6 protein-coding genes are annotated in these 24841 nt (G+C 74.8%); 3 read left to right on the top strand and 3 right to left on the bottom strand.

Annotation, left to right across the window (positions count from 1 at the left end):
* Positions 1–31: 31 nt before the first annotated feature.
* From ACN20G_RS28500 to ACN20G_RS28510, 3 genes are read right to left on the bottom strand one after another with little or no spacing between them, the layout of a single operon-like run.
* Positions 32–844 (bottom strand): oxidoreductase, encoded by an 813-nt coding sequence (locus ACN20G_RS28500; protein WP_424216089.1) that lies wholly within the window; start codon positions 842–844, stop codon positions 32–34.
* Positions 841–1215: a nuclear transport factor 2 family protein gene (locus tag ACN20G_RS28505; RefSeq protein WP_424216090.1), complete on the bottom strand. Its 375-nt coding sequence runs from the start codon at positions 1213–1215 to the stop codon at positions 841–843. Before ACN20G_RS28505 ends, ACN20G_RS28500 begins: the two co-directional genes overlap by 4 nt.
* Before the next feature lie 23 nt (positions 1216–1238).
* Positions 1239–2327 carry a 12-oxophytodienoate reductase gene (locus tag ACN20G_RS28510; protein ID WP_424216091.1) on the bottom strand — a complete coding sequence of 363 codons (1089 nt, stop codon included), beginning with the start codon at positions 2325–2327 and terminating at the stop codon, positions 1239–1241.
* A gap of 258 nt (positions 2328–2585) precedes the next feature.
* Here ACN20G_RS28510 and ACN20G_RS28515 point away from each other — a divergent pair, with 258 nt between their 5' ends.
* Genes ACN20G_RS28515 through ACN20G_RS28525 form a run of 3 tightly spaced genes read left to right on the top strand, consistent with a single transcriptional unit; the run spans position 2586 to position 24822 of the window.
* Entirely contained in the window at positions 2586–2867 is a 282-nt protein-coding gene (locus ACN20G_RS28515; RefSeq protein WP_424216092.1) for an acyl carrier protein, read from the top strand.
* On the top strand, positions 2855–4846 hold the full coding sequence (gene asnB, locus ACN20G_RS28520; protein ID WP_424216093.1) for an asparagine synthase (glutamine-hydrolyzing): 1992 nt from the start codon (positions 2855–2857) through the stop codon (positions 4844–4846). The genes ACN20G_RS28515 and asnB overlap by 13 nt, the downstream gene beginning before the upstream one ends.
* Positions 4843–24822, top strand: coding sequence for an SDR family NAD(P)-dependent oxidoreductase (locus ACN20G_RS28525; RefSeq protein ID WP_424216094.1), 19980 nt, complete (start codon positions 4843–4845; stop codon positions 24820–24822). Before asnB ends, ACN20G_RS28525 begins: the two co-directional genes overlap by 4 nt.
* Positions 24823–24841: the final 19 nt, after the last annotated feature.

Consider the following 24841-nt stretch of genomic DNA (forward strand, 5'->3'; position numbering starts at 1 on the left):
TTCGGGACGGGACAGAACGGGGGCGCGGTCCTCAGGCCAGGCTCGCGGTCTTGCCTCCGTCGATGACGATGTTGCTGCCGGTGATCCAGGAGGCGCGGGGGGAGACCAGGAAGCCCACCGCGTCCGCGATGTCACGGGCCTCGCCCATGCGTCCGAGGGGGATCTCGGCGGCCCATCGCGCGGCGAGTTCCTCGGGCGAACCGGCGTCCGCGCCGCCCGGGTGGTCGAGGATCCTGCGGCGGGCCGTCTCCGAGGCCGGCGTGTCCACGTTGCCCAGGCACGCGGAGACGACGCGGATGCGGTCCGGGGCCAGTTCGGCGGCGAGCCCCTTGCTGTACGTCTCCAGCGCGGACTTGGCGGCGGCGTAGTGGTAGAGCATCGGGTAGGCCGCGATGGTGGCCGTGGAGGAGAGGTGCACGACGACCCCGCCGCCGTTCTCCCGCATGGTGGGCACGAGCGCGGCGTTGAGGCGCACCGGGGCCAGGAAGTTGATGTCCATCGTGTACTGCCAGTCGGTCTCCGTGTCCAGCACGCTGTGGAAGGAGCGGCAGCCGCCCGCGTTGTTGACGATGATGTCCACGCCGCCCAGCAGGCCCAACGCGGTGTCCGCGAACTCGCGTACGCCGTCGGCCGTGCTGAGGTCCGCGGTGACGAACCCGGCGGCGGACGGCGCTTCCGCGTCCGCTCGGCGCGCGGTGGTGACCACGGTCGCGCCCGCGTCGAGGAGGGTGCGCACGATCGCGGCGCCGATGCCCCGGGTGCCACCGGTGACCACCGCGCGTTTCCCCGCCAGTTCCCCGGGGACCGGGACCGCGTCCGCGCCGGGTCCGTTGTGAGCGGTCACGGGGTCCCCTGCTCTGCGGGCACGGTGTACAGGCACTCCTCGACGCGGTCGATGAGGTCGCCCGTGAAGCGGAAGTACACCGTGGCGGGGCCCTCGCTGGAGGTGCCGTCGGACAGGGTCAGGTGGAGTACCTGCTGCTGGAGCACCTCGGTGGGTTTGGGGAACTGGCGGAGCACCTCGTAGCGCATCGACACGACGCCCTCGGCGAAGGACTCGAACCGGTTCAGCCTTTCCCTCAGGGGCTGTTCGCCCTCTCCGTCGTTCTGCCAGACCACGGCCGCTTCGGCGCACATGGCCCGAGCGGCGTCGAAATCACGGCTCTCCAGACATCGCAGGAAGAGGTCCGCCTGCTTTCCGGTGTCGTGCGGCATGGAATTCCTCTCTCCGGGGTTCTTCACAGCAGGCTCCGCAGGACGGAGGGGTGATAGGGAACGGCCCGCGCCAATTCGCCGCGCAGGGCGAGATCCGCCCAGTCCGGATTGGCCAGCAGTGACCTGCCGACGGCGACCAGGTCGAACTCGTCGCGGGCCAGCCGGGCCATCAGTTCCTCGATTTCGGTGGCGTCGGAGGGCCCCGTGAAACCCGAGGTGAAATCGCCGGTGCCGTACTGCTGGACCATCCCGACCGAGCCGACCGTCACCGCGGGTTTGCCGGTGAGCTTTCGCGCCCAGCCGGCCAGGTTGAGGCCGCTGCCCTCGAACTCGGGCAGCCAGTAGCGGCGGGTGGAGCCGTGGAACACGTCGACCCCGGCGTCGGCCAACGGGGTCAACAGTCGCGCCAGTTCGTCCGGGGTCCGCGCCGTGCGGGCCTCGTACCGGCCCAGTTTCCACTGGGACAGGCGGAAGAAGACCGGGAAGCCGGGGCTCACGGCCGCGCGGACGGCCCGTACGACCTCGGCGGCGAACCGGGCCCGCGAGCCCGGATCGCCGCCATAGGCGTCGGTGCGCCGGTTGGTGACGCTCCAGAGGAAGTTGTCGATCAGGTAGCCGTGTCCGCCGTGCAGTTCGACCCCGTCGAAGCCGAGTCGTTCCGCGGTGGCCGCGCCCGCCGCGTAGGCGGCCACGGCCGCGTCGATGTCCCGTGTGGTCATCGCTCGTCCGGCCGGCGCGCCGTCCAGTCCGATCCCGGAGGGGGTCTCGGCCGGCGGGTCGGTCGCGGTGCGGGCCGCCCCGGTGTGCCAGAGCTGCGGGATGATCCTGCCGCCGGCCTCGTGCACCCGGCTCACCACCCGGGCCCAGCCCGCCAGGGCCCGTTCGCCGTGGAAGTGGGGCACGTGGTCGTAGGCCCCGGCGGCGGGCCGGTCGATGTAGGTGCCCTCGGTGACGATCAGCCCGACGCCGTGGGCCGCCCGGCGGGCGTAGTACTCGGCCGCGTCCTCGCCCGGGACCCCCTCGGGGGAGGCCGTCCGGGTCATCGGGGCCATCACGATCCGGTTGGGCACGGTGAGCGTGCCCACGGTGAACGGTTCGTCCAGAGCGGCCATCGTTCTCCCACCTCGTGCCGGGCCGCCGCCCCCTCGGCGACGCGTCCGACACCAGCCTGCGGCGCCCCCCTTGCCGTCCCCTGTGCCCGCCGCCGGCGGCCCCTTGCCGATTTCCTTCGCTTTCCTTGCCGCCGGATTTCCGGGGCCGTGGCAGGGGTGTGATCCACTCGCGGACGAGGCAAGATGCACGCATCGGTGCGGGCTTTTCCGGGCCCCTCCGGACCGGGCCCTGACATTCGACGATCCGAGGAATGTGCCATGACCAGAACCGAGAAGATCACCCGCTTCATCGAAGAGCAGTTCCTGATCGAATTCGATGACGAAGTGACCCCGCAGAGCGATCTCTTCAAGGACGGGATCATCGATTCCTTCGGGTACATCCGGCTCATGGGCTTCCTGCAACGCGAGTTCGCGCTGGACATCAGTGGCGAGGAGTTCCTGCTCGACGTGCCCGCGACCCTGGAGGCCATCGACCGGTTCGTGGCCGACCGGCTCGACGACACCGGTCCACGAGTCGGGGGTGCCCCGTGTGCGGGGTAGCGGGCTTCCGCTCCACCTCCCCGGACGGCGACGACCGGGCCGGCGTCATCTCCGCGATGCTGGCTCGGATCGGGCACCGGGGCCCCGACGAGAGCGGGTACTACCTCGACGACACCCTGGCGATGGGCACGGTGCGGCTGTCGATCGTCGACCCCGTCACCGGGTCGCAGCCCATGTCCGATCCTTCCGAGCGGTATTGGATCTGTTTCAACGGCGAGTTGTACAACCACGTCGAACTGCGCGCGGAGCTCCGTCGGCTCGGCCGTTCCTTCCGTACCCGGTCGGACACCGAGGTCGTCCTCCAGGCGTGGCTCCAGTGGGGGCCGGACTGCCTGGGCCGCTTCAACGGGGCCTTCGCCTTCGCGGTGCGCGACGCCGCGGCCGACGAGCTCTTCCTGGCCCGTGACCGGTACGGCAAACGGCCCCTCTTCTACGTCGCCCGCCCCGACGGGCTGCTGTTCGCCTCGGAGATGAAGGCATTCGCGGCCCATCCCGGGTTCCGGTTCGCACTCGACCCGCACGAGCTGAAGTCGATCTTCGGCACCTGGACCCCGCTGCCGGACCGGTCCCCGTTCAAGGGCGTCCGGCAGCTCCCGCCCGGCGCCGTCCTGACGGTCCGGGGCGCGGAACACACGGTGCGGGTCCACGAGGAACTCGCCCTCGACGCGGCCCCGTTCGCCGGCACCGCGGCCGAGGCGGCCTCCTTCGTCCGCGACACGGTCCGCGCCGCCGTCGAGGTGCGGCTGCGCGCCGACGTGGAGGTCGGCGTGTACCTGAGCGGCGGCCTCGACTCCTCGATCGTCACCGCCCTCGCCGCCGACCTCTCCCCCTACCAAGTGCGGACCTTCTCGGTGGAGTTCGAGGACCGCGCCCTGGACGAGTCGGGCAGCCAGCGCTCGGTGACCGAACGGCTCGGCACCTCCCACTCCTCCGTCACCATCTCGGCCGCCGACATCGTGGAGAACTTCCCCGCCGCCGTACGGCACGCCGAGGTCCCCGTGTTCCGCACCGCGATCGTCCCCATGTACCTGCTGTCGCGCCACGTCCGCGAGGCCGGCGTCAAGACGATCCTCAGCGGGGAGGGCGCCGACGAGGCGTTCCTCGGCTACTCGCTCTTCCGCGAGACCATGCTGCGTGCCTCCTGGAACCGGCTGTCCGACGCGGAGCGGGACCGGCGGATCGCCGTGCTGCACCCCGAACTCGCCCACTTCGGGCCGGAACACCGGGGGCACGTGACGGCGCTGCTCGGCCGGTTCTCCGAGGAGCGGCTGCCGGGCCTGTTCTCCCACGAACTGCGCCACCAGAACGGCCGGTTCGTCCAACGGCTGCTCAAGGACCGGGACGAGCCCTTCGCGGACCTGCTCGCCCTGGTCGCGGACGCGCCCGGCTACGCGACCCTGTCCGCGGTCCAGAAGGCACAGTGGTTGGAGTTCAAGACCCTGCTCGCCGGCTACCTGCTGTCCAGCCAGGGCGAGCGGATGAGCCTGGCCCACGGGGTCGAGAACCGCTGTCCCTTCCTGGACCCGGCCGTCGTGCGGGCCGCGGCCTCGGTCAACCTCCGCTTCGACGACGGGTGGGAGGAGAAGGCGATCCTCAAGGAGGCGTTCCGGGACCTCCTGCCCCCGGACGTCCTGGCCCGGCGCAAACAGCCCTACCGCGCCCCGGGCAGTGCCGCCTTCCACGAGCACCGGCCCGACTACCTGGAACTCGTGCGGTCCGAGGCGGAGCTGGCGACGATCGACGGCATCGACCCGTCCTTCGCGAAACGGCTGGTCGACAAGGTGCTGTCCACTCCTCCGGCCGAGATCGGCACGAAGGAGGACCACGCGTTCGTCCAGTTGCTCTCGACCGCCCTGCTCAACCAACAATTCGTGAGGAACCGGGACGACTCGATGCGGACCCCATCCGACAGTGAGACGAAGCCGACCACCGTGGTCGACCGACGCGGGAGCCGGCTGCCCGCCGGGGGTCGGCGATGAGCGCGGACGCACGACCCGGGGCCGCGGGCGAGGACATCGCGATCGTCGGGCTCGGGCTGCGCCTGCCCGGCGCGGAGACCCTGCGGGAATTCGCCGGGCACCTGGTCGCGGGACGGTCCCTGATCTCCGAGGTGCCGCCCGAACGCTGGTCGAGGGAACGCTGGTTCGGCAGCCCCCGGCGCGGCGCGGAGAAGACCAACAGCGTGTGGGGCGGCTTCGTCGAGGGGGCCGACCGCTTCGACGCGGCCTTCTTCTCCGTCTCCCCCCGCGAGGCGGAGAGCATGGACCCCCAGCAACGGTTCGCCCTGGAACTCGCCTGGCAGGCGGTCGAGGACGCCGGGTACCGGGCGGGGGACCTGGCGGGCACGAACACCGGTGTCTTCATGGGGGTCTGTCATGCGGACTACCCGGAGCTGATGGAACGGGACGGCGCCAGGACCGACGCGTACTTCCCGACCGGCACCGCCTACTCGATCATCTCCAACCGGGTCTCCTACTTCCTCGACCTCCAAGGGCCCAGCATCACCAACGACACCGCGTGCTCCAGCTCGCTGGTGGCCGTCCACGAGGCGGTGTCCGCCCTGCGCAACGGCGAGTGCGGGCTCGCCCTCGCCGGCGGGGTGAACCTGTGCTGGTCCCCCAAGCACTTCGTCGCCTTCAGCCAGGCGGGCATGTTGTCGCCCACCGGTCGCTGCCGCGCCTTCGACCAGGGCGCGGACGGGTACGTGCGGGGCGAGGGCGGGGCGGTGCTGCTGTTGAAGCCGCTGGCCCGAGCCCTCGCCGACGGCGACGCCGTGCACGCCGTCGTCAAGGGCGCCGCCACCAACCACGGCGGTCGGACGGGCTCGCTCACGGTCACCAACCCGATCGCGCAGGCGAACCTCGTCGAGGGGCTGTACACCCGGGCGGGCATCCGCCCGGAGACCGTGTCCTACATCGAGGCCCACGGACCGGGCACACCGGTCGGGGACCCCATCGAGGTCCTCGCCCTCAAACGGGCCTTCCACAGCCTGCACCGGGCCCAGGGCACCGTCCCCGAGCCCGGCGCCACGGGCATCGGATCGGTCAAGACCAACATCGGGCACCTGGAGGGCGCCGCCGGGGTCGCCGGGATGCTCAAGGTCGTCGCCGCGTTCGCCGGCCGGACGCTGCCCGCGACCGTCGGGTTCAGCGAGCGGAACAAGCTGATCGACCTGGACGGGAGTCCCTTCCGGATCGTGCGCGACACCCAACCCTGGCCCGAGCCGCCGGCCGGCCCGGACGGCGCCCGGGTGCCGCGACGGGCCGGGGTCAGTTCCTTCGGCTTCGGCGGGACCAACGCCCACGTCGTCCTGGAGGAGCACCTGCCCGCCGACCGGCCGGAGCGCGCGCCGCGACACCGGGGTCCGCACGTGGTCCCCCTGTCGGCGCGGACCCCGGAACGACTGCGCGAGGTGGCGCGACGACTGCACGCGTTCCTGGAACCGCCCGCGGGCGAGGACCTCGCCGACCTCGCGTACACCCTGCGGGAGGGGCGGGAGTCGATGACGGCGCGCGTCGCGTTCCTCGTGACGGATCCGACGCGACTGCGCACGGCCCTGGCCGCGTTCGCGGACGGCGCGCTGCCCGAAGGCGCCGTCCACGACGTGACCGGACCGGAGGCCGAGGGCCCGGACGCCGGGATCGGGCCGGTCGCGGCCCGGTGGGTGGCCGGCGAGGACGTGGACTGGTCGGCCCTGCCCGGCCACGACGAGGGACGCCGCGTGCACCTGCCCACCTATCCCTTCGCCCGGGAACGCCACTGGTTCCGCCCGCGCCCCGCCGGGGAGGCGGGCCCGGCGGCCCCGGCGGTCGGCCCGGCGCACCCCCTCGTGCACCGCAACACCTCCACCCTCGCCGAGCAGCGCCACAGCTCCGTCTTCACCGGTGACGAGCCCTTCCTCGACGCGCACCGGGTCGAGGGCGCCCGGGTCCTGCCGGCCGCCGCCCAGGTGGAGATGGTCCGCGCGGCCGTGTCGTACGCCACCCGGCCCGAGGACCACTCCGGCACGGGGATCCGCGTGACGGACACGACGTGGCCGCGCCCGGTGGTGGTGGACGGGCGGCTCGTCGAGCTCCACGTGGTGATCACCGCCCGGCCGGACGGCACCCTCGGCCACGAGATCCGCTCCGAGCCCGAAGATGGGCCGCCGGTGGTGCACAGCCGGGGCACGGCCTCGGTGCTGCCGCCCGCGAGCGGGGGCACGCCCGAGGTCCTCGACCTCGACGCGCTGCGTGCCGCCTGCGACACCGCCCACGATCCCGCCCAGGCGTACGCCGCTTTCCGTCGGGCCGGCCTGGCGTACGGTCCGGCGATGCGGGGGCTCGACGAGATCCGGCTGGGCTCGGGCGAACTGCTCGCCCGGATCCGGCGGTCCGGCGCCGACGCCGCCGTGGCCCTGCCGCCGAGCGTGTTGGACGCGGCGTTCCAGGCCACGCTGCTGCTGCGGTCAGGAGCCGAGGCCGGGGCCGAGGCGGCGGGCCTGGCCCTGCCGCTGGCCCTCGACCGGCTCGACGTGTCGGGCCCGTGCGAGGAGGTGATGTGGGCGTGGGTCCGGCGCCGGACGGGCGGCAAGGGGTTCGACACCTTCGATCTCGACCTGTGCGACGACACCGGCACGGTGCGGGTCGCGCTGCGCGGGCTGACCCAGCGGACCGTGGCCGCGTCCTCGGACGCCCCCGCTCCGGTGCCGGGCGCCGGACCCCGCGTGGTGGCCGCCGCTCCCCGTTGGGTGGCGGCGCCGGTCGGGGAGGCGGGCGGGCCGGTCACGGTGCACGCCTTCCTCGCCGACGGGCCGGGGCCCTCGCCGGCGGCGCTGCGCGAGGCCGCGGGCATCGGGTTCACCCCGCTGCCCGCGGTCCGCCCCCGGAGCCTCGCGCAGGACGTGGACGCGGTCCTCGGGCTCGTCCTGGGGCGGGTGCGGGAGGTTCTCGGCTCCAAGCCCCGGGGAACCCACCGTTTCCTGGTCCTGGTCGACGAGCGGACCCCGCGGCACTTCCACGCCGCGCTGGTCGGCCTCTTCTCGACCCTGCACCTGGAACACCCGGCCCTCGCGGGTCGGGTGGTGCGCGTCGGCGGGCTCGCCGACGCCGACGCGGGGCGGGTCGCGGAACTCGTGCGGCGGGAGGCGGCCGATCCGGTCGTGACGGACTGCGAGGTGCGGCTCGCCCCGGACGGCACCCGGCGGGTGCGGCGTCCGGTCGACCTCGCGCGGGATCCCGGGCCGCGCGTGCCCGCCCTGCGCGAGGGCGGGGTGTACTGGGTGACCGGCGGCCTCGGCGGCCTCGGGCGGCACGTGGCGCGGTACTTCGCGCGGTGTCCCGGGGTCACCGTCGTCCTCAGCGGCCGGCGGGCCGCCGGGGAGGAGACCGCCGGGGCGCTCGCGGAGTTGCGAGCGGCCGGGGTGGACGCGCACTACCTGGCCGTCGACCTGGGCAGCGCGCGGGACGTGACGCGCGCGGTCGAGGCGATCACGCGCGAGCACGGAGCGCCGTGCGGCGTCGTGCACGCGGCCGGGACGCTGCGGGACGCCTACCTCCTCACCAAGGACCCCGGGGACGCGGTGGAGGTGCTGCGGCCGAAGGTGAGCGGGGCCCTGCACCTGGACGCGGCCACCCGGGACCTCGATCTGGACTTCTTCGTGCTCTTCTCCTCCGTCGCGGGGTTCTACGGCGGCGCGGGGCAGGGCGACTACGCGGCGGCCAACGCCTTCCTGGACGCCTTCGCCCGGCACCGGCGGGCGCTCGTCGACTCCGGTGAGCGGGCCGGGCGGACGGTGTCGGTGGGGTGGCCGCTGTGGGCCGACGGCGGCATGACGGTCGACGCGGTGACACGGGCCGCGACGGCGCGGGAACGCGGGTGGGAGCCGCTGCCCACGGAGGACGGCCTGCGGTTCCTCGGGGGCGTGCTGCTCGACGCGCCGGAGCACGTGGTCCTCGCGTACGGCTCCGACCCCTCCCTCGTGCCCGAGCGGCGCGGCGTGCCCGCTCCGCCGGCCCCCCGACCGGCCGGTGATCCCGGGCCCTCCGGGACGACGGTGGATCCGCCCGGCGACGAGCGGCTCACGGCGTACGCCACGGAACTGCTGCGCACGGTCCTGGGCGAGGTGCTGCACCACGATCCGGCCGCCCTCGGCACGAACGTCGGGCTGGTGGAGTACGGGATCGACTCGATCGGCATCCTGGAGGCCACCGAGCGCCTCTCCGACGTGTTCGGGCCGCTGCCCAAGACCCTCTTCTTCGAGTACGTCGACATCGAGGGGGTCGTGGGCCACCTGGTGGCCGAGTACCGGCCGGCGCTGGAGTCCCGGCTCGGTGCCGGGACTCCTCCCCCGGTCACCGCGCGGGAGTCGGGACCGGAGCCCGGCGGCGAACCCGAGCCCGAACCGTCCGTCGCCGAACCGGCCGCCCTCGAACCGGCCGTCCCCGAACCGGCCGTCCCCGAACCGGCCCGGGCGGGGCGCGGCGTGTCCGAGGACCGGCACGACATCGCGATCGTCGGGGTCTCGGGCCGCTACCCCGGCGCCGACACCCTCGACGAGTTGTGGGAGGTGCTGGCCGGTGGGCGCCACCTGTTCGAGCCCGTGCCGCGCCGCCGTTGGGACCATGACGCCGTCCTCAGCCCGGATCGCGAGGTGCCCGGCAAGAGCGCCATCCGGACCGGCACCTTCCTGCGGGAGATCGACACCTTCGACCCCCGCTATTTCCGTGTCTCCCAGCGGGAGGCGGAGCGGATGTCCCCGGAGGTCCGGCTCTTCCTCCAGGTCGGGGTGGAGGCCCTGGAGGACGCGGGGTACTCCCGGGAGACGATCCAACGACGGTACGACGGGGACGTGGGCGTGCTCGTCGGCACCATGAGCAACCACTACGGGCTGTACGGCTTCCAGAACGCCCTGACCCGCGGCGCGCCGGCAACCGGCAGCTACACGGCGACCATCCCCAACATGCTGTCGTACTTCTACGGGTTCACCGGTCCGTCGATCTTCCTCGACACCATGTGCTCGGGGTCCTCGACGTGCATCCACCAGGCCGTGCAGATGCTGCGGGCCGGGGAGTGCCGGATGGTCGTGGCGGGGGGCGTGAACCTGCTGCTGCACCCGTACAACCTGATCACCTCCTCGCACGAGCACTTCACCACCGCCACCTCGGACGTGATCCGCAGTTTCGGGCTGGGCGCGGACGGCACGATCCTCGGCGAGGGCGTGGGCGCCGTGGTGCTCAAACCGCTGGTCGACGCCGAACGCGACGGGGACCGGATCCACGGGGTCATCAAGGGCACCGCGCTCTCCAACGCGGGCGTCCGCAACGGGTTCACCGTGCCGAACCCGCGCATGCAGGCCCGCGCCGTCCGCAAGGCCCTCGCCGACTCCGGCGTGGACCCGCGCACCATCGGCTACGTGGAGGGCCACGGCTCCGGCACCTCGCTCGGCGACCCGATCGAGGTCCGGGCCCTGACCACGGCCTTCGCCGAGCACACCTCGGACACCGGGTTCTGCGCCCTGGGGTCGGTCAAGTCCAACCTGGGCCACCTGCTGCACGCGGCCGGCGTGCTCGGTCTGACCAAGGTGCTCCTCCAGCTCCGCGAACGCACCCTCGCGCCCTCGCTGCACAGCGGGGAACTCAATCCGGACATCGCGTTCGCGTCCACGCCCTTCCGGGTGCAGCGGGAGCCGGCCGCGTGGGAGCCGGTGACCACGACGGTCGACGGTGTCCGCACGGTGCACCCGCGCCGGGCCGGTCTGACCTCCATCGGCGCGGGCGGCATGAACTCGCACATCGTGATCGAGGAGTACGTTCCCGGGGTCGGGTCGGGGTCCGGGGGCGAGGAGCGGACCGAGCTGTTCGTCTTCTCCGCGATGACGGACGAGGCGTTGACGGCCGTCCTCACCCGGTTCCGGTCCTTCCTGGCGGCGTCCGAGGAGGTGGACCTGCCCGCGGTGGCCCACACCCTGCGGGTCGGGAAGAACGAGCTGCCGCGCCGCTGGGCCTTCCTCGCCCGGGGTCGGGAGGCCGTCCTGCGGGCGGTGGACCGCCGTCTCGCCGGGGACCTCGACCAGGCCGCCGCGCTCGCGGACCCTGATGCGCCGGCCCCGGCCGCCGACGAACCGGCCGCCCGTGACCTGGCCCTCGCCTGGACCGGGGGTCGGTCCGTCGACTGGGCCCCGCTGTCCGGGGCGCGCCCGCCGCGCCGTGTCTCGCTGCCGGCCTATCCCTTCGCCCGGGTGCGGTGCTGGACGGAGCCGGAGCCCGGCGCCCCCTCGGTGATCGCGCCGCTGGCCCTGAGCACGAAACCCCATCCGTTCCTCGGGGCCAACCACTCGGACGTGGCCGGGGTGCGGCACGTGCTGGACGTGCACCTCGCCGACCTGGCCGACTACGGCTGCCGGCAGGACAAGGTGCGCGGGATCGTCCCGACCTTCGTCATCGACCTGGCCCTGGCCGTCGCGAAGGTCTCCGGCTTCGCCGGCGCCCCGCGCGTGAGCGACCTGAGGTCGTACGGTCCGGTGCCGTGGGCCGAGACCGTCCGGCTGGTCACCACGCTCACCCCGGTGGGCGGGGACGCGGCCGAGGGTCTCGTGTCCCGCGAGGACGCCGACGGCGCCCGCACACCGGTCGCCGAGTTCACCGTGCGCTCCGACGCGGGGCGACCTCCGGCCGTGGTCCCGGTCGAGGACCTCGACGCGGGCGGGTCGGACCGGGACACGACGCGTGTGCTGGACCGGGAGGGGGTCCTGGCGGAACTCGCCGAGGGCGGCAGCACCCCCGATCCGCTGTCGTTCGGGATCCTCGGTGCCCGCCGGCCGTCCGCCGGACGGCTCGTGCTGGCCGTCGGCGTGCCCGAGCTCCGCCACGATCCGACGGCGCGGGGGATCGGGATCGCCCCGCACGTGCTGGCCGCCGTCGCCCACGGAGTGCACCTGGTCGCCAAGGGGCACGGCGAGTCCGACTGGTGGCGGAGCTTCCCGCACACGATCGGCGAGGTGCGGGTCCACGATCCCGCGCACGAGGCCGACGACGTGGCCCACGTGGTGCTCGACCTGCCCGCACGGGCCGGCGCGGACGGCGGCCGGATCCGGTTGACGGACCGGACCGGGCGCGTCCTGGTCGAGTTGCTGGGCGTCCGCTGGGGCCCCGGCGACACGGTCCCGGCCCGGCCCGCACGGGTCGCGGAGCAGACCGCTCCGACCGAACCGGCGCGGGAACCGGCGGGAGAGCCGGCGCGGGAGCCGGGCGAAGACGCGGGGCTCGTCGCGTTCGCGGCCGAGGAACTGCGCGTCCTGGCGGCGGGCCTGCTCAAGTTCGACGCCGCCGAACTCGACGCCCACACCGGGTTCGACGCCTTCGGCTTCGACTCCATCTCGCTCGTCGCCTTCGCCAAGCTCGTGAAGGAGTCCTTCGCCATCGACCTGACCCCGGCGGTGTTCTTCGACGTGACCACCCTCGGCGCCCTCGCCGCGCACCTCGTCGCGGGCTCCGCCGACCGGGTCCGGGCGCTCCGGACGGCGCGGGCCGGCGCCGGCGCCGAGCAGGCCCCGCCCGCCGGCACGGCTGTCGCGGGCCCGTCGCGGTCCGCGTGGGAGGCGCCCGGTGCCGAACGCGCCGGCGGCCCCGTGCCCGTCGCGGTCATCGGCGCCGCGGGCCGTTTTCCCGGCGCCCCCGACCTCGACGCCTACTGGTCCCGGCTGGTCGACGGCGAGGACTGCGTCTCCGCGTTCCCCGTCCACCGCTACGGCGAGGGCTACGCCCGGATCGTCCGGGAGGCCGACTTCCCGCACCACGCGGGCGTCCTCGACGAGGTCGACGCCTTCGACGCGTCCTTCTTCCGGATCCTCCCGCGCGAGGCCGAACTCATGGACCCCCAGCACCGGATCGCGCTGGAGGCGGTCTGGAGCGCCGTCGAGGACAGCGGTCACGCGCCCACCGGCCTGCCCCGGAACACCGGGGTCTTCCTCGGGGTCTCGGGCACCGATTACGCGCACCTGCTCACCGCGCACGGCGTCGCGCCGGACGCGTTCACGGCCACCGGCAACGCCCACTCCATGCTCGTGAACCGGATCTCCTACCTGCTCGACCTCCGGGGCCCGAGCCAGCCCGTGGACACGGCCTGTTCGAGTTCGCTGGTCGCCGTGCACCGGGCCGTGGAGGCCGTCCGATCCGGCACCTGCGATCTCGCGATCGCCGGCGGGGTCAACCTCCTGCTCGGCGTGGACACCTTCGTCAGTGCCCACCGCGCCGGCATGTTGAGCCCGACCGGCCGGTGCCGGACCTTCGCCCGGGACGCGGACGGCTACGTGCGGGGGGAGGGCGTCGGCGTCGTCGTCCTCAAGCCGCTCGACGCCGCCGAACGCGACGGGGACCCGATCCTCGGCGTGCTCGTCGGCAGTGCGGAGAACCACGGCGGGCGCGCCAACTCGCTCACGGCGCCGAACGCGGACGCGCAGGCCGAACTCGTCGCCGCCGCGATGCGCGGGGTGCCGGCGGACGGCGTGGACTACGTCGAGGCCCACGGCACCGGCACGGTGCTCGGCGATCCCGTCGAGGTGCGGGCGTTGCGCTCCGCGTTCTCGCGGCTGGGCGCCGGCGCCCGGGCGGACGTCGCGCTGGGCTCGGTGAAGACGAACATCGGGCACCTGGAGGCGGCGGCCGGGATCGCGGGGCTGCTGAAGGTGCTGTTGGCGCTGCGGCACGGGGTCCTCCCGGCCTCGCTCCACTGCGCCGAACCCAACCCCTACCTCGAACTGGACGGGGGGCCGTTCCGTCTCCTGCGGGAGAACGAGCCGTGGCGCGGGCACGAGGACGGCTCCCCGCGACGGGCCGGGGTCAGCAGTTTCGGCTTCGGCGGCACGAATTGTCACGTGGTGGTCGAGGAGTACCGGGCGACCGCCCCCGACGGCGCGGCCGGGCGGGAGCAGGGGCCCGCGAGGGTCGTGGTGCCGCTGTCGGCCCGCACTCCCGAGCGCCTGCGGGTGCTCGCCCGGGCCATGCTCGACCGCCTGGAGTCGGGCGGGACACCGCCCGCCCTGCCCTCGCTGGCCTGGACCCTCCAGAGCGGGCGGGAGGCGATGCGCGAGCGCGTGGGCTGGGTGGTCGGCTCGCACCGGGAACTCGTCGACCGGCTCCGGGCCTTCACCGGGGACACGGACGAGCTCGGCGACGGCTGCCGGGGCACCGTGACCCGACCCGCGAACCCGGCGCCCGTGCACCCGGACGGGGACCCGGCGCGGGCGCTGGCCGACTGGGTCGAGGGGGTGACCGTGGACTGGCGGGCCCTGTACGGGGGGTCGGCGCCGCGCCGCGTGCACCTGCCGACCTATCCCTTCGCCCGGGAGCGGTTCTGGATTCCGGAGCCCGACGGGCCCCGGCCACAGGCGGCGGCCGAGCCCGCGCCCGCGGCCCTCAGCCCCCGGACCTCTCTGCTCCTGCCCCGGTGGACCCCGGCGGCGGCCCCGGCATCGGGCAGGCCGCGGGGCGCCGCCCCGGACCGGCGGGTGGTGGTGCTGTGCGGGGCGCTCGCCGGTGCACGGGACGCCGTCCGACGGCGGGTCCCCCAGGCGCGGTGCCTGACCGTGGAGACCGACAGACGACGGATCGAGAACCGGTTCGAGGACGTGTCGCGCCAGGTGTTCGAGATCGTCCGCGAGCTCGTCACCACCGCCGCCGGCCGCACCCTCGTCCAGGTGGTGGCCCCCGCCGGAGGTGACGACGCGGTGCACACGGCCCTCGCCGGCCTGCTGCGGACCGCGACGGCCGAGGACCCCGGGTTGACCGCGCGGCTCCTCTGCCTCGATCCGGCCGGCGGGCCGATCCCCGACGGGGAGACCGTCGCGGACCTGGTGGCGCGGAACGCCGACGCCGAGGAGGACCTCGTGCTCCACCGCGACGGGGTCCACCGCGTGCGCTCCTGGGAGCGGGTCGAACCGTCCGCGACCGAGGACCACGGGCCGCCGTGGCGTGACGGCGGCGTGTACCTGATCACGGGCGGCGCCGGCGGGATCGGCTCCGCGGTCGCCTCGGCCGTCGCCCGGGACGTGGCAGGTCCCACGCTCGTGCTCACCGGCCGCTCGCCCCGGGACGCGCGCGTCGACGCGCTGCTGGCACGGTTGCGGGCCGCCGGCGCCGACGCCCGGTACGCGCGGGCGGACGTCTCGCGGCGGGAGGAGGTGCGTCACCTCGTCCGCGCCGTCCGGGAGGAGTCGGGGGGCCTGCACGGCATCGTGCACGCGGCCGGGGTGTTGCGGGACGCCGCGCTGGACCGCAAGACGCCCCGGGAATGGGAGGAGGTGCTGGCGCCGAAGGTGGCCGGTCTCGTCCACCTCGACCACGTCGTGGGCCCGGACCCCTTGGAGTTCCTGCTGGTCTTCTCCTCGGGCTCCGCGATCACCGGCAACCCCGGGCAGGCGGACTACGCCACCGCCAACGCCTTCGCGGACGCCTTCGCCGACCTGCGCAACGCGCGTGTCGCCACCGGGGAGCGTGCGGGGCGGACACTGTCGATCGCCTGGCCGCTGTGGCGGGAGGGCGGAATGCGGTTGGACGAGGCGGGGCTCGCACGGCTCCGGCGGAGCCGGGGGCTGGTGCCCATGGAGTCAGCCGACGGCATGGCGGCGCTGGCCCACGCCTGGGGCCTGGCCGTTCGGGGCGGACGGCCGGGCCCAGGGCAGGTGTGGGTGCACCACGGGGACCCGGCCCACCTGCCGGCCGCGCCCCGACCGGCGCGCACCGCCGACCCGACCCCCGACCCCGACCCGGCCCTCGCCACGGGCCCGGCCCTCGTCACGGGCCCGAGCTCCGGCACCGTCGAGGACGGGCACGAGGGCGAGTCGCTGCGGCTGCTGACGGAGGTCTTCGCCCGGATCACCGGGCTCCCGGCCGGCGCCCTCGCCCCCGACGACCCGCTGCACGCGGCGGGACTGGACTCGATCACGGTGGTGCAACTCACCAGGGAGCTGGGCCGCACACACGCCGAGGTGCCCAAGACCCTGTTCTACGAAGCGCCCACCCTGCGGGCGGTCGCCGCGCGTCTCGCGGCCGGCGGTCCCGCACGGCGCCCGGTCCTGCCCCGGCCGACCACGACCCCGCCCCCGCCTCCACACCCGGTCCCGGCCCCGCATCCGACCGCGACCGCGACCGGGCGGCGGGAGCCGATCGCCGTGATCGGCATGAGCGGGCGCTATCCGGGCGCGCCGGACCTCACCGCGTTCTGGGCGGACCTCAAGGCCGGGCGGGACCGGATCCGTGAGGTGCCCCCGGACCGCTGGCCGTTGGAGGGGTTCCACGAACCCGATCGCGCGACCGCGATCGCGACGGGCCGCAGCTACGGCAAATGGGGAGGGTTCCTGGACGAGTTCGCCGCGTTCGACCCGTTGTTCTTCCGGATCGCCCCCCGGGACGCCTACGCGATGGACCCGCAGGAGCGGTTGTTCCTCCAGGCATGCTGGGAGGTCCTGGAGGACGCGGGCCACGCCCCGTCCGAGTTCGCCGAGCGGCAAGGGCACCGGGTCGGCGTCTTCGCCGGGGTCACCAAGTCCGGGCACGGCCGGTACGGCGCGCGCCGGCTGCCGTCGGGGGAACCGGTCGTGCCGGCCGTGTCCTTCGCCTCGGTCAGCGCCCGCGTCTCCCACGTCCTGGACCTGCGCGGGCCGAGCCTGACACTCGACACGATGTGCTCGGCGTCGCTCACCGCGATCCACGAGGCGTGCGAGCACCTGTACCGGGGGTCTTGCGAGGCCGCCATCGCCGGCGGGGTCAACCTGTACCTGCACCCGCTCGACTACGTGGAGCTGTGCCGTTCCACCATGTTGTCCACGGGCCCCGAACCGCGCAGTTTCGGCAAGGGCGGCGACGGGTTCGTGCCGGGCGAGGGCGTCGGGGCGGTCCTGCTCAAACCGCTCTCCCGGGCCGTGGCCGACGGCGATCGGGTGCTGGCCGTGATCCGGGGCAGCAGCGTCAACCACGGGGGTCGCACGCACGGCTACACGGTGCCCAACCCCCGGGCCCAGGCCGAGCTGATCCGGGAGGCCCTCGACCGGGCCGGGGTCTCGGCCCGTGACATCGGCTGCGTGGAGGCGCACGGCACCGGCACGGAACTCGGGGATCCGATCGAGATCGCGGGGCTGAAGCTCGCCTTCGCCCGGGACACCGACGACCGGGGGTTCTGCGCGCTCGGGTCCGTCAAGTCCTCGATCGGGCACCTGGAGGCCGCCGCCGGCATCGCGGGCCTGACCAAGGCCGTCCTGCAACTGCGCCACCGCCGGCTCGTGCCGAGCCTGCACGCCGAGGAGCCCAACCCCGATCTGGACCTGGAGCGGAGCCCCTTCTTCCTCCAGCGCACGCTCGCCGACTGGCCCGGGGACCGCCCCCGGCTGGCCTCGGTCTCGTCGTTCGGGGCCGGCGGTTCCAACGCCCACGTCATCTTGGAGGAACACGTGCCCGAGTCCGACCCGGGTCCCCTGCCCGCGTCCGCGTCCGTCGGGGCGTCGACGGGGGGCGCGGCCGAACAGCTGATCGTCCTGTCCGCCCGCACCCCCGGGCAACTGCGCGCCCAGGCGGCACGGTTGGCGGACCACCTCGACGGGGCCGGGGCCGGGGTCGCCCTCCCCGACCTCGCCTTCACCCTCCAGGTGGGGCGGGAGCCGCTGGAGGAGCGGCTCGCCGTGGTCGTGTCCTCGGTGGCCGAACTCCGCGAGGTGCTGCGCGCGGATCCGGCGGGCGACTCCGGGGCCGCGCCCGGCGTCCACCGGGGCACCGTCCCCCGGGCGCACGGCGCCCCGACACGGCTCGCGGAGAGCGGCGACCTCGCCGAACTCGCCGCCCTGTGGACCGAGGGCACGGCGCCCGACTGGGACGCCCTGCACGCGCCCGCCGCACCCCGCCGGATCTCCCTGCCCACCTACCCCTTCGCCCGTGACCGGTACTGGGCCGGGGACCTCGAAGCGGTGGACACCCTCGCCCCGGACCGGCCGGCCGTGCCCGCCTCCGCCGGAACGCCCGGGCCGACCCCGCCGGTTCTCGACGCCGTCGGCGGGCCGGGGCCGGCGCTCGACGAGCGGGTGGGCCGGCTCGTGCGCGAGAACCTGGCCGCCGCGCTGGCCATGGACCCGGCCGAGATCGACGGCGGGCGCGCCTTCGCCGAGTACGGGCTCGACTCCATCCTCGGGGTCCGGTTCGTCCACACGCTCAACGAGGCCCTCTCCCTGGACCTGACCACGAGCGTGGTCTACGACCACAGTTCGGCCGACCGGCTCGTCACCCACCTGCTCGACGCCCACCGCGACGCCCTGACCCTCCCGGAGCCCCTCACCACACCGGCGCCCACATTCACGTCCACGCCCGTGCCCGCGCCCGTGCCCGCGTTCGCGCCGGTCCGCCCGGCTGCCGGTCCTCGCGAGCCGATCGCCGTCATCGGGATGAGCGGCCGGTTCGCGGGCTCGGACTCGCTCGACGAGTTGTGGGAGCACCTCGCGCGAGGCCACGACCTCGTCGGCGAGGCCACCCGCTGGCCCCTTCCGGACCGTGACCCGGCCGGGAACCCGCTCTGCACCCGGGGCGGGTTCCTGAACCGGATCGACGAGTTCGACCCGTTGTTCTTCAACGTCTCCGGGGTCGAGGCGGCCGTCATGGACCCCCAACAGCGCCTGCTCCTGGAGGAGTCCTGGAAGGCGCTCGAAGACGCCGGTCACGCCGGCGAGGCCCTCGCCGGCCGCACCTGCGGGGTCTACGTCGGCTGCTGGGAGGGCGACTACCGGAGGTTGATCGACGAGGACGCGCCCGCCCAGGCGTTCTGGGGGAACCTGGCGTCCGTCATTCCCGGCCGGATCGCGTACTTCCTCGACCTCAAGGGTCCGGCGATCGCGGTCGACACCTCGTGCTCCAGTTCCCTGGTCGCCATCGACCTGGCCTGCAAGGACCTCTGGTCCGGTGAGACGGACACCGCGCTCGCCGGGGGCGTGTACCTCCAGACGGGCCCGCGCCTGTACGAGCTCGCCGGCCGGGCGGGCATGCTCTCCCCGACCGGCCGGTGCCGGTCCTTCGACCGGCGCGCCGACGGGTTCGTGCCGGGCGAGGGGGTCGGCGTCCTCGTGCTGAAGAGGCTCTCGGACGCCCTCGCCGACGGCGATCACGTGCACGGCGTGATCCGCGCGTCCGGCACCAATCACGACGGGGCCACCAACGGGGTCACCGCCCCCAGTTCCCTCTCCCAGGAACGCCTGCTGAGCACCGTCCACGAGAGGTTCGGCGTCGACGTCGAGACCGTCCAGGTGGTCGAGGCGCACGGCACCGGGACCAGGCTCGGCGACCCGATCGAGTTCCAGGCCCTGACCCGGGCCTTCCGCAAGGGCACCCGGAAATCCGGCTACTGCGCCCTGGGCTCGGTCAAGACCAACCTCGGGCACACCCAGTACGCGGCCGGCGTCGCCGGCGTGATCAAGCTCCTCCTCGGCCTCCGGCACCGGCGGATCCCCGCCTCGCTCCACTTCGAACAGGCCAACGAGGCCATCGAGTTCGAGGGCAGCCCGTTCTACCCGAGCACCCGCACCCATCCCTGGCCCGCCCCCGCCGGCGGCGGTCCGCGCCGGGGCGCCGTCAGCTCCTTCGGCGCGAGCGGGACGAACGCGCACCTCGTCGTCGAGGAAGCGCCCGCGCTCCCCGCGCCGCGCACCCCACGCCCCTCCCCCGCGCCCCGGCTCATCGTGCTCTCGGCCCGCTCGCGCGAGCAACTCGCGCAGCAGTTGGCCCGTTTGGCCGCGCACTGTCGCCGCGACGGCACCCTGGACCACGGGGACGTCGGCCACACCCTCGCCGTCGGCCGCGCCCACTTCCCGCACCGCTACGCCTGCGTCGTCCACGACCTCGACGACCTGGTCCGGGTCCTGGAACAGGGCCTCGACGGGCCGCGCGCCCACACCGGCGAGGCCGGTACGTCGGGGTCGTCCGACCCGGCCGATCACGCACGCCCCGATGATCTGTCCGACCTCGCCGAGCGGTTCGTGCGGGGTGCGCGGATCGAGTTCGCACGGGTCCTGCCGGGTCCGGAACAGGGGCTGCGCCGCGTGCCGTTGCCCCCGTACCCCTTCGCCCGCGAGAGCCACTGGGCGACGCCGACCCCGCCCCCGCCGGCGGCCCCCCTGCCCCCGGCGGCGGAGACGGAGACGGAGACGTCCGACCATCCCGTACCGACCGGTACGGCTCTCGTTCCCGACGGCTCCGGCGCGGTGCGCGGGGTCGCGAGGTTGGCCGGCGACGAGAGCTTCCTGCGCGACCACGTGGTGCGAGGCCGACGCGTGCTGCCCGGGGTGGTGCACCTGGAGCTGGCCCGCGAGGTCGTCGTCCGCGCGCTCGACGCGGACCCCGCCGCCCCGTTCACGATGCGCGACGTCACCTGGGTGCGGCCCCTGGTCCTGGACGGCCCGGCCCGGGAGGTGGAGGTGGTGGCGCGACCCGCCGGGGCGGGCGCGGGGTTCACCATCGGGTCCCCCTCCGACGCGGCGGGCCCCTACTGCGAGGGCCGCGTGCTGCCCGCCGGCGCCGCCCGTCCGGACCCCGTCGACCTCGCCGCGCTCCGCACCGCCTGTCCGAGGCGCGTGGCGGGCGCGCGGATCACCGAGACGCTCGTGGCCGCGGGCATCGAGCACGGCCCGACGCTGCGCGCCGTCGAGGAGGCGTACGTGGGCCCGGGCACGGTCGTCGCCCGGTTGAACGCCCCCGAGGGGGCGGCCTCGTTCGTGTTGCCGCCCGCTTTGTTGGACTCCGCGATCCAGGCGTCGGCGGCCCTGTCGGCGGAGGGTGAGGCAGCGGGTGACGCGGCGGTGGGGCGTGCGGTCCTGGTGCCGTTCGCGCTGGACGAACTGACCGTGCTGGGCCCGTGCGCGCCCCGGATGTGGGCCGTGGTGCGGGCCGCGGACGGTCGGGGGCCGGGGAGCGGTCTCGGCCGGCTGGACATCGACCTGGTCACCGACGCGGGGGAGGTCCGGATCCGGATGGTCGGCTACACCTCGCGTGCCGTGCCCGAGCCGGTCCCTTCGTTGTTCGCCCCGGTGTGGGAGCCGGTGCGCACGGCCGTGAACGGGACGGCCTCGAACGGAACGAGGCCGGACGGGACGGGGCCGGACGTGAGCGGTCCGTCCTCCGGGGACCGGGTGCTCGTGGTGGGGGCGTCCGACGCGCGGTTCGCCGAGATCGCCCGAACCCACCCCCGCGCCCTCGCCTGGACCCCGTCCCCGACCGCCGACCCGGCGGAGCGGGCCGCCGCCCTGCGGTCCCTCGGCCCGATCGACCACCTGGTGTGGATCGCGCCCGACACGGCGCCGCGCGCGCTGGACGGCGACGGGTTCGGCGGCGCGTTGGAGGGCGGGGTGATCGCCGCGTTCCGCACCGTCAAGGCGCTGCTGGCCACCGGCCACGAGACGCGTCCCCTCGGCGTCACCCTCGTCACCCGGGGTGCCCTGCCCGGTCGCGCGGACGAGGCGCCGCGTCCCGCCCAGGCCGCGCTGCACGGCCTCTTCGGGTCCCTGGAGCAGGAGTACGGGCACTGGACGGTCCGTCGCGTGGACCTCGACGACTCCGGTGACGGGGTCGCGTTCGCCGACCTGCCCGCCCGCACCCCCGGCGGGCCCTGGGTCCGCCGCTCGGGCCAGTGGCTGACCCGGCGGCTCGCCCCCTGCGTCACGGCGCCCGCCGCGACGGCCCCGTACCGGGAGGGCGGCGTGTACGTGGTCGTCGGCGGGGCCGGGGGGCTCGGCGAGGCGTGGACCCGGCACGTGGTCGACCGCCACGGGGCCCGCGTCGTCTGGCTCGGTCGCCGCCCCTCGGACCCCGACATCGAGGCCCGGCTGCGGGCCGTCCGGGGCCGCGGCGAGGTGAGCTACCTCACCGCCGACGCCACCGATCCCGAGGCCCTGCGCGCGGCCCGCGAGGAGATCGTGGCCCGGTACGGACGGATCCACGGGGTCGTCCACTGCGCGCTCGTGCTGCGCGACCGGAGCCTGGCGGGCATGTCCGAGGCGGAGTTCCGCGCCGCCCTGGCGGCGAAGGCCGACACCAGTGTGGCCATGGCCCGGGTCTTCGCCCGGGAGCCCCTGGACTTCGCCCTCTTCTTCTCCTCCCTGCAGTCCTTCACGCCGGCCGCCGGGCAGGCCAACTACGCGGCCGGTTGCGCCTTCGCGGACTCCTACGCCCATCTGATGGCCGAGGAGTTGGGCTGCCCGGTGAAGGTGATGAACTGGGGTTGGTGGGGCTCGATCGGCAGCGTCTCCTCCCCGTTCCACCGGCGCGGCATGGCGCGCTGGGGCCTGGAGTCGATCGAACCACCGGAGGCCATGGCCGCCCTTGACACCCTCCTCACCGGCCCCCAGCCGCACCTGGGCTTCGTGCGGCTGAGCGATCCGGCGGCCCTCGCACCCGTCGACCCGACGCTGCGCACCACCGTGTACGGGCGGGCCGCCCACCGCGTGCCCGCGGCTGCGGTCACCGCCGCCGCCGACGCGCCCGAGGCGGACGACCGGCTGTTGCGCGCCACGGCCGAGTGGCGGCGCGCCGAACGCGATCCGCTGCTCGGCCGACTGCTCCGCGCACACCTGGAGGACCTCGGCGCGGTCCGCCCCGGGGACCCGCGCGGAACGGGCGCCGACGCCCCGCGGGACCCGCGCGCCCGCGCCGGGATCGCCGAACGGTACACGGCGTGGCTGGCCCACTCCCTGCGCGTGATGCCGGACGAGGCACCGCCCCTGGAGGTCCTGCGGCGCGAATGGGCGCGGCGGTGCGCCCAGTGGTCGACCGATCCGGACAAGGCGGCGGAGCTCGGGCTCGTCGACGCCACGCTGCGGGCGCTGCCGGCCGTCCTGACGGGTCGCGTCCCGGCGACGGACGTCCTGTTCCCGCGCGGCTCGGTCGAACTCGTCGAAGGCTGCTACCGCGACAACAGGGTGGCCGACGCGTTCAACCGGACCCTGGCCGCCGCGGCCTCCGGCATCGTCGCGGAGCGGCTGCGCCGGGCCCCGGGCGCCCGGATCCGGATCCTGGAGATCGGCGCCGGGACCGGTGGCACCAGCGTCGGCCTGTTCGCCGCGCTCCGGCCCTTCGGGGACGCGATCGAGACGTACACGTACACCGACCTGTCGAAGGCGTTCCTCGATCGGGCCCGGAGCCGCTTCGGACCGGAGGTCCCCGCCCTCGACTGTCGCCGTTTCGACGTCGAGCGGCCCCTCGCGGACCAGGGCATCGGGCAGGGCCACTACGACCTGGTCGTGGCGGCCAACGTCCTGCACGCCACCCGCGACATCCGGGCCACATTGCGCAACGCCAAGGCCGCGCTGCGCGACAAGGGGTGGCTGCTGCTGAACGAGCTGACCGCCTTCGACGTCTTCAGCCACCTGACCTTCGGGCTGTTGGAGGGGTGGTGGTTGGCCGAGGACGGGGCGCTGCGGGTGCCGGGCTCCCCCGCGTTGGCGCCGGAGGCATGGCGGGACGTGCTGCGCGACGAGGGCTTCTCCCCGGTGCTCACCCTGCTGCCCCGGGCGCGGGAGTTGGGCCAGCAGATCATCGCGGCGGAGGGCGACGGCGTCGCACGCCAACGGGTCCCGGCCCGAACACCGGCCGCGCCCCGGGCCGGCGTCCCGACGGTGCCGGTCCGAAAGCCGGTCGAAGTGCCGGTGCAAGTGCCGGTCCAGTCGCCGGTCCAGTCGCCGGTGCGGGCGGCTCCGGTCCAGGCGGCACCCGTGCCGGTGCCCGTCGCCGTGCCGGAGCCGTCGGCCCCGACGCCGGGCGTGACCGCCGTCGCGGCCCTGTCCGACCACCTCGTGGAGACGGCGGCCCGGATCCTGCGGATCCCGGTCGAGAAGATCGACCCGGCGACCCCCCTCACCGCTTACGGCATGGACTCGATCCTCGTCCTGCAGTTCACCAACGCACTGCGCCGGGATCTGGGCGAGCTGTCCTCCACCCTGCTCTTCGAACAGGACTCGATCGCGCGGCTCGTCGACCACCTCCTGGCCGACCGGCCCGAGGCGGTGACCGCCCTGGTCGGACCGGGGCCCTCGCAACCGCTGCCGGACCCGCCCGGGCCCGTGCCCCCATCCCCGCCCGCGCCCGGGCCCGTGCACCGGCCGGTGGACGAGGCGAACGTCCCCACGCCCACCATCGGGACGCTGTTCACCGAGGCCATGACGGCGGGACGCCCGGACCTGGCCGGGTCCCTGCTGCGGGCCGCCGCCCGGATGCGCCCCGGCTTCACCGCCCGGCCCGCCGGCCTGGCCCCGGACCTCCTCCACCTCGCCGAGGGCACGGAGGGGACCGCGCTGGTCTGCCTGCCGTCCCTCATCGCCCCCACCGGGGTCCACCAGTACCTCAGGTTCGCGATGGCCCTGCGCGGCCTGCGTTCGGTCTGGGCGGGCGACATGCCCGGCTACGCGGCGGACGAGCCGCTGCCGCGCACCCTGCCGGCGGCGGTGGACGTCTGGGTCGCGGCCTTGCGGGAGCGGTTCCCCGAACGGCCCTTCGCCATGGTGGCGTACTCCTCCGGGGGCTGGCCGGCGCACGAGATCGTGCGCCGGCTGGAAGCCGACGGCACTCCCCCGGCCGCCCTGGTGCTGCTCGACTCGCCCGCCAGGGCCCGCGCCGGTCTGAGCGCCGACATGAGCACCATCACGCGCCGACTCGTCGAGACGCACCCGCGGTTGCCGCTGGACGACGAACAACTCACCGCGATGGCCCGGTACGCGGAGCTCTTCGACGGCTGGCGACCGCTGCCCGTCGCCACCCCCACCCTGTTCGTCGGCGCCGCCGCGCCGGGCCCCCTGCGCGAGGTCCTCGGCGAGGACGCGGAGCCGCTGTGGCGGCCCGACTGGGAGGTCGAACACACCCGGGTCGAGGCCCCGGGCAACCACTTCTCCCTGCTGGAGGAACACGCGGAGTCCACCGCACACACGGTCCACCAATGGCTCCTCCACCCCGCCCGCCCTTGACCCGCAGGATCGGCCCGAT

Source organism: Streptomyces dryopteridis (assembly GCF_049606955.1).
Lineage (GTDB): Bacteria > Actinomycetota > Actinomycetes > Streptomycetales > Streptomycetaceae > Streptomyces.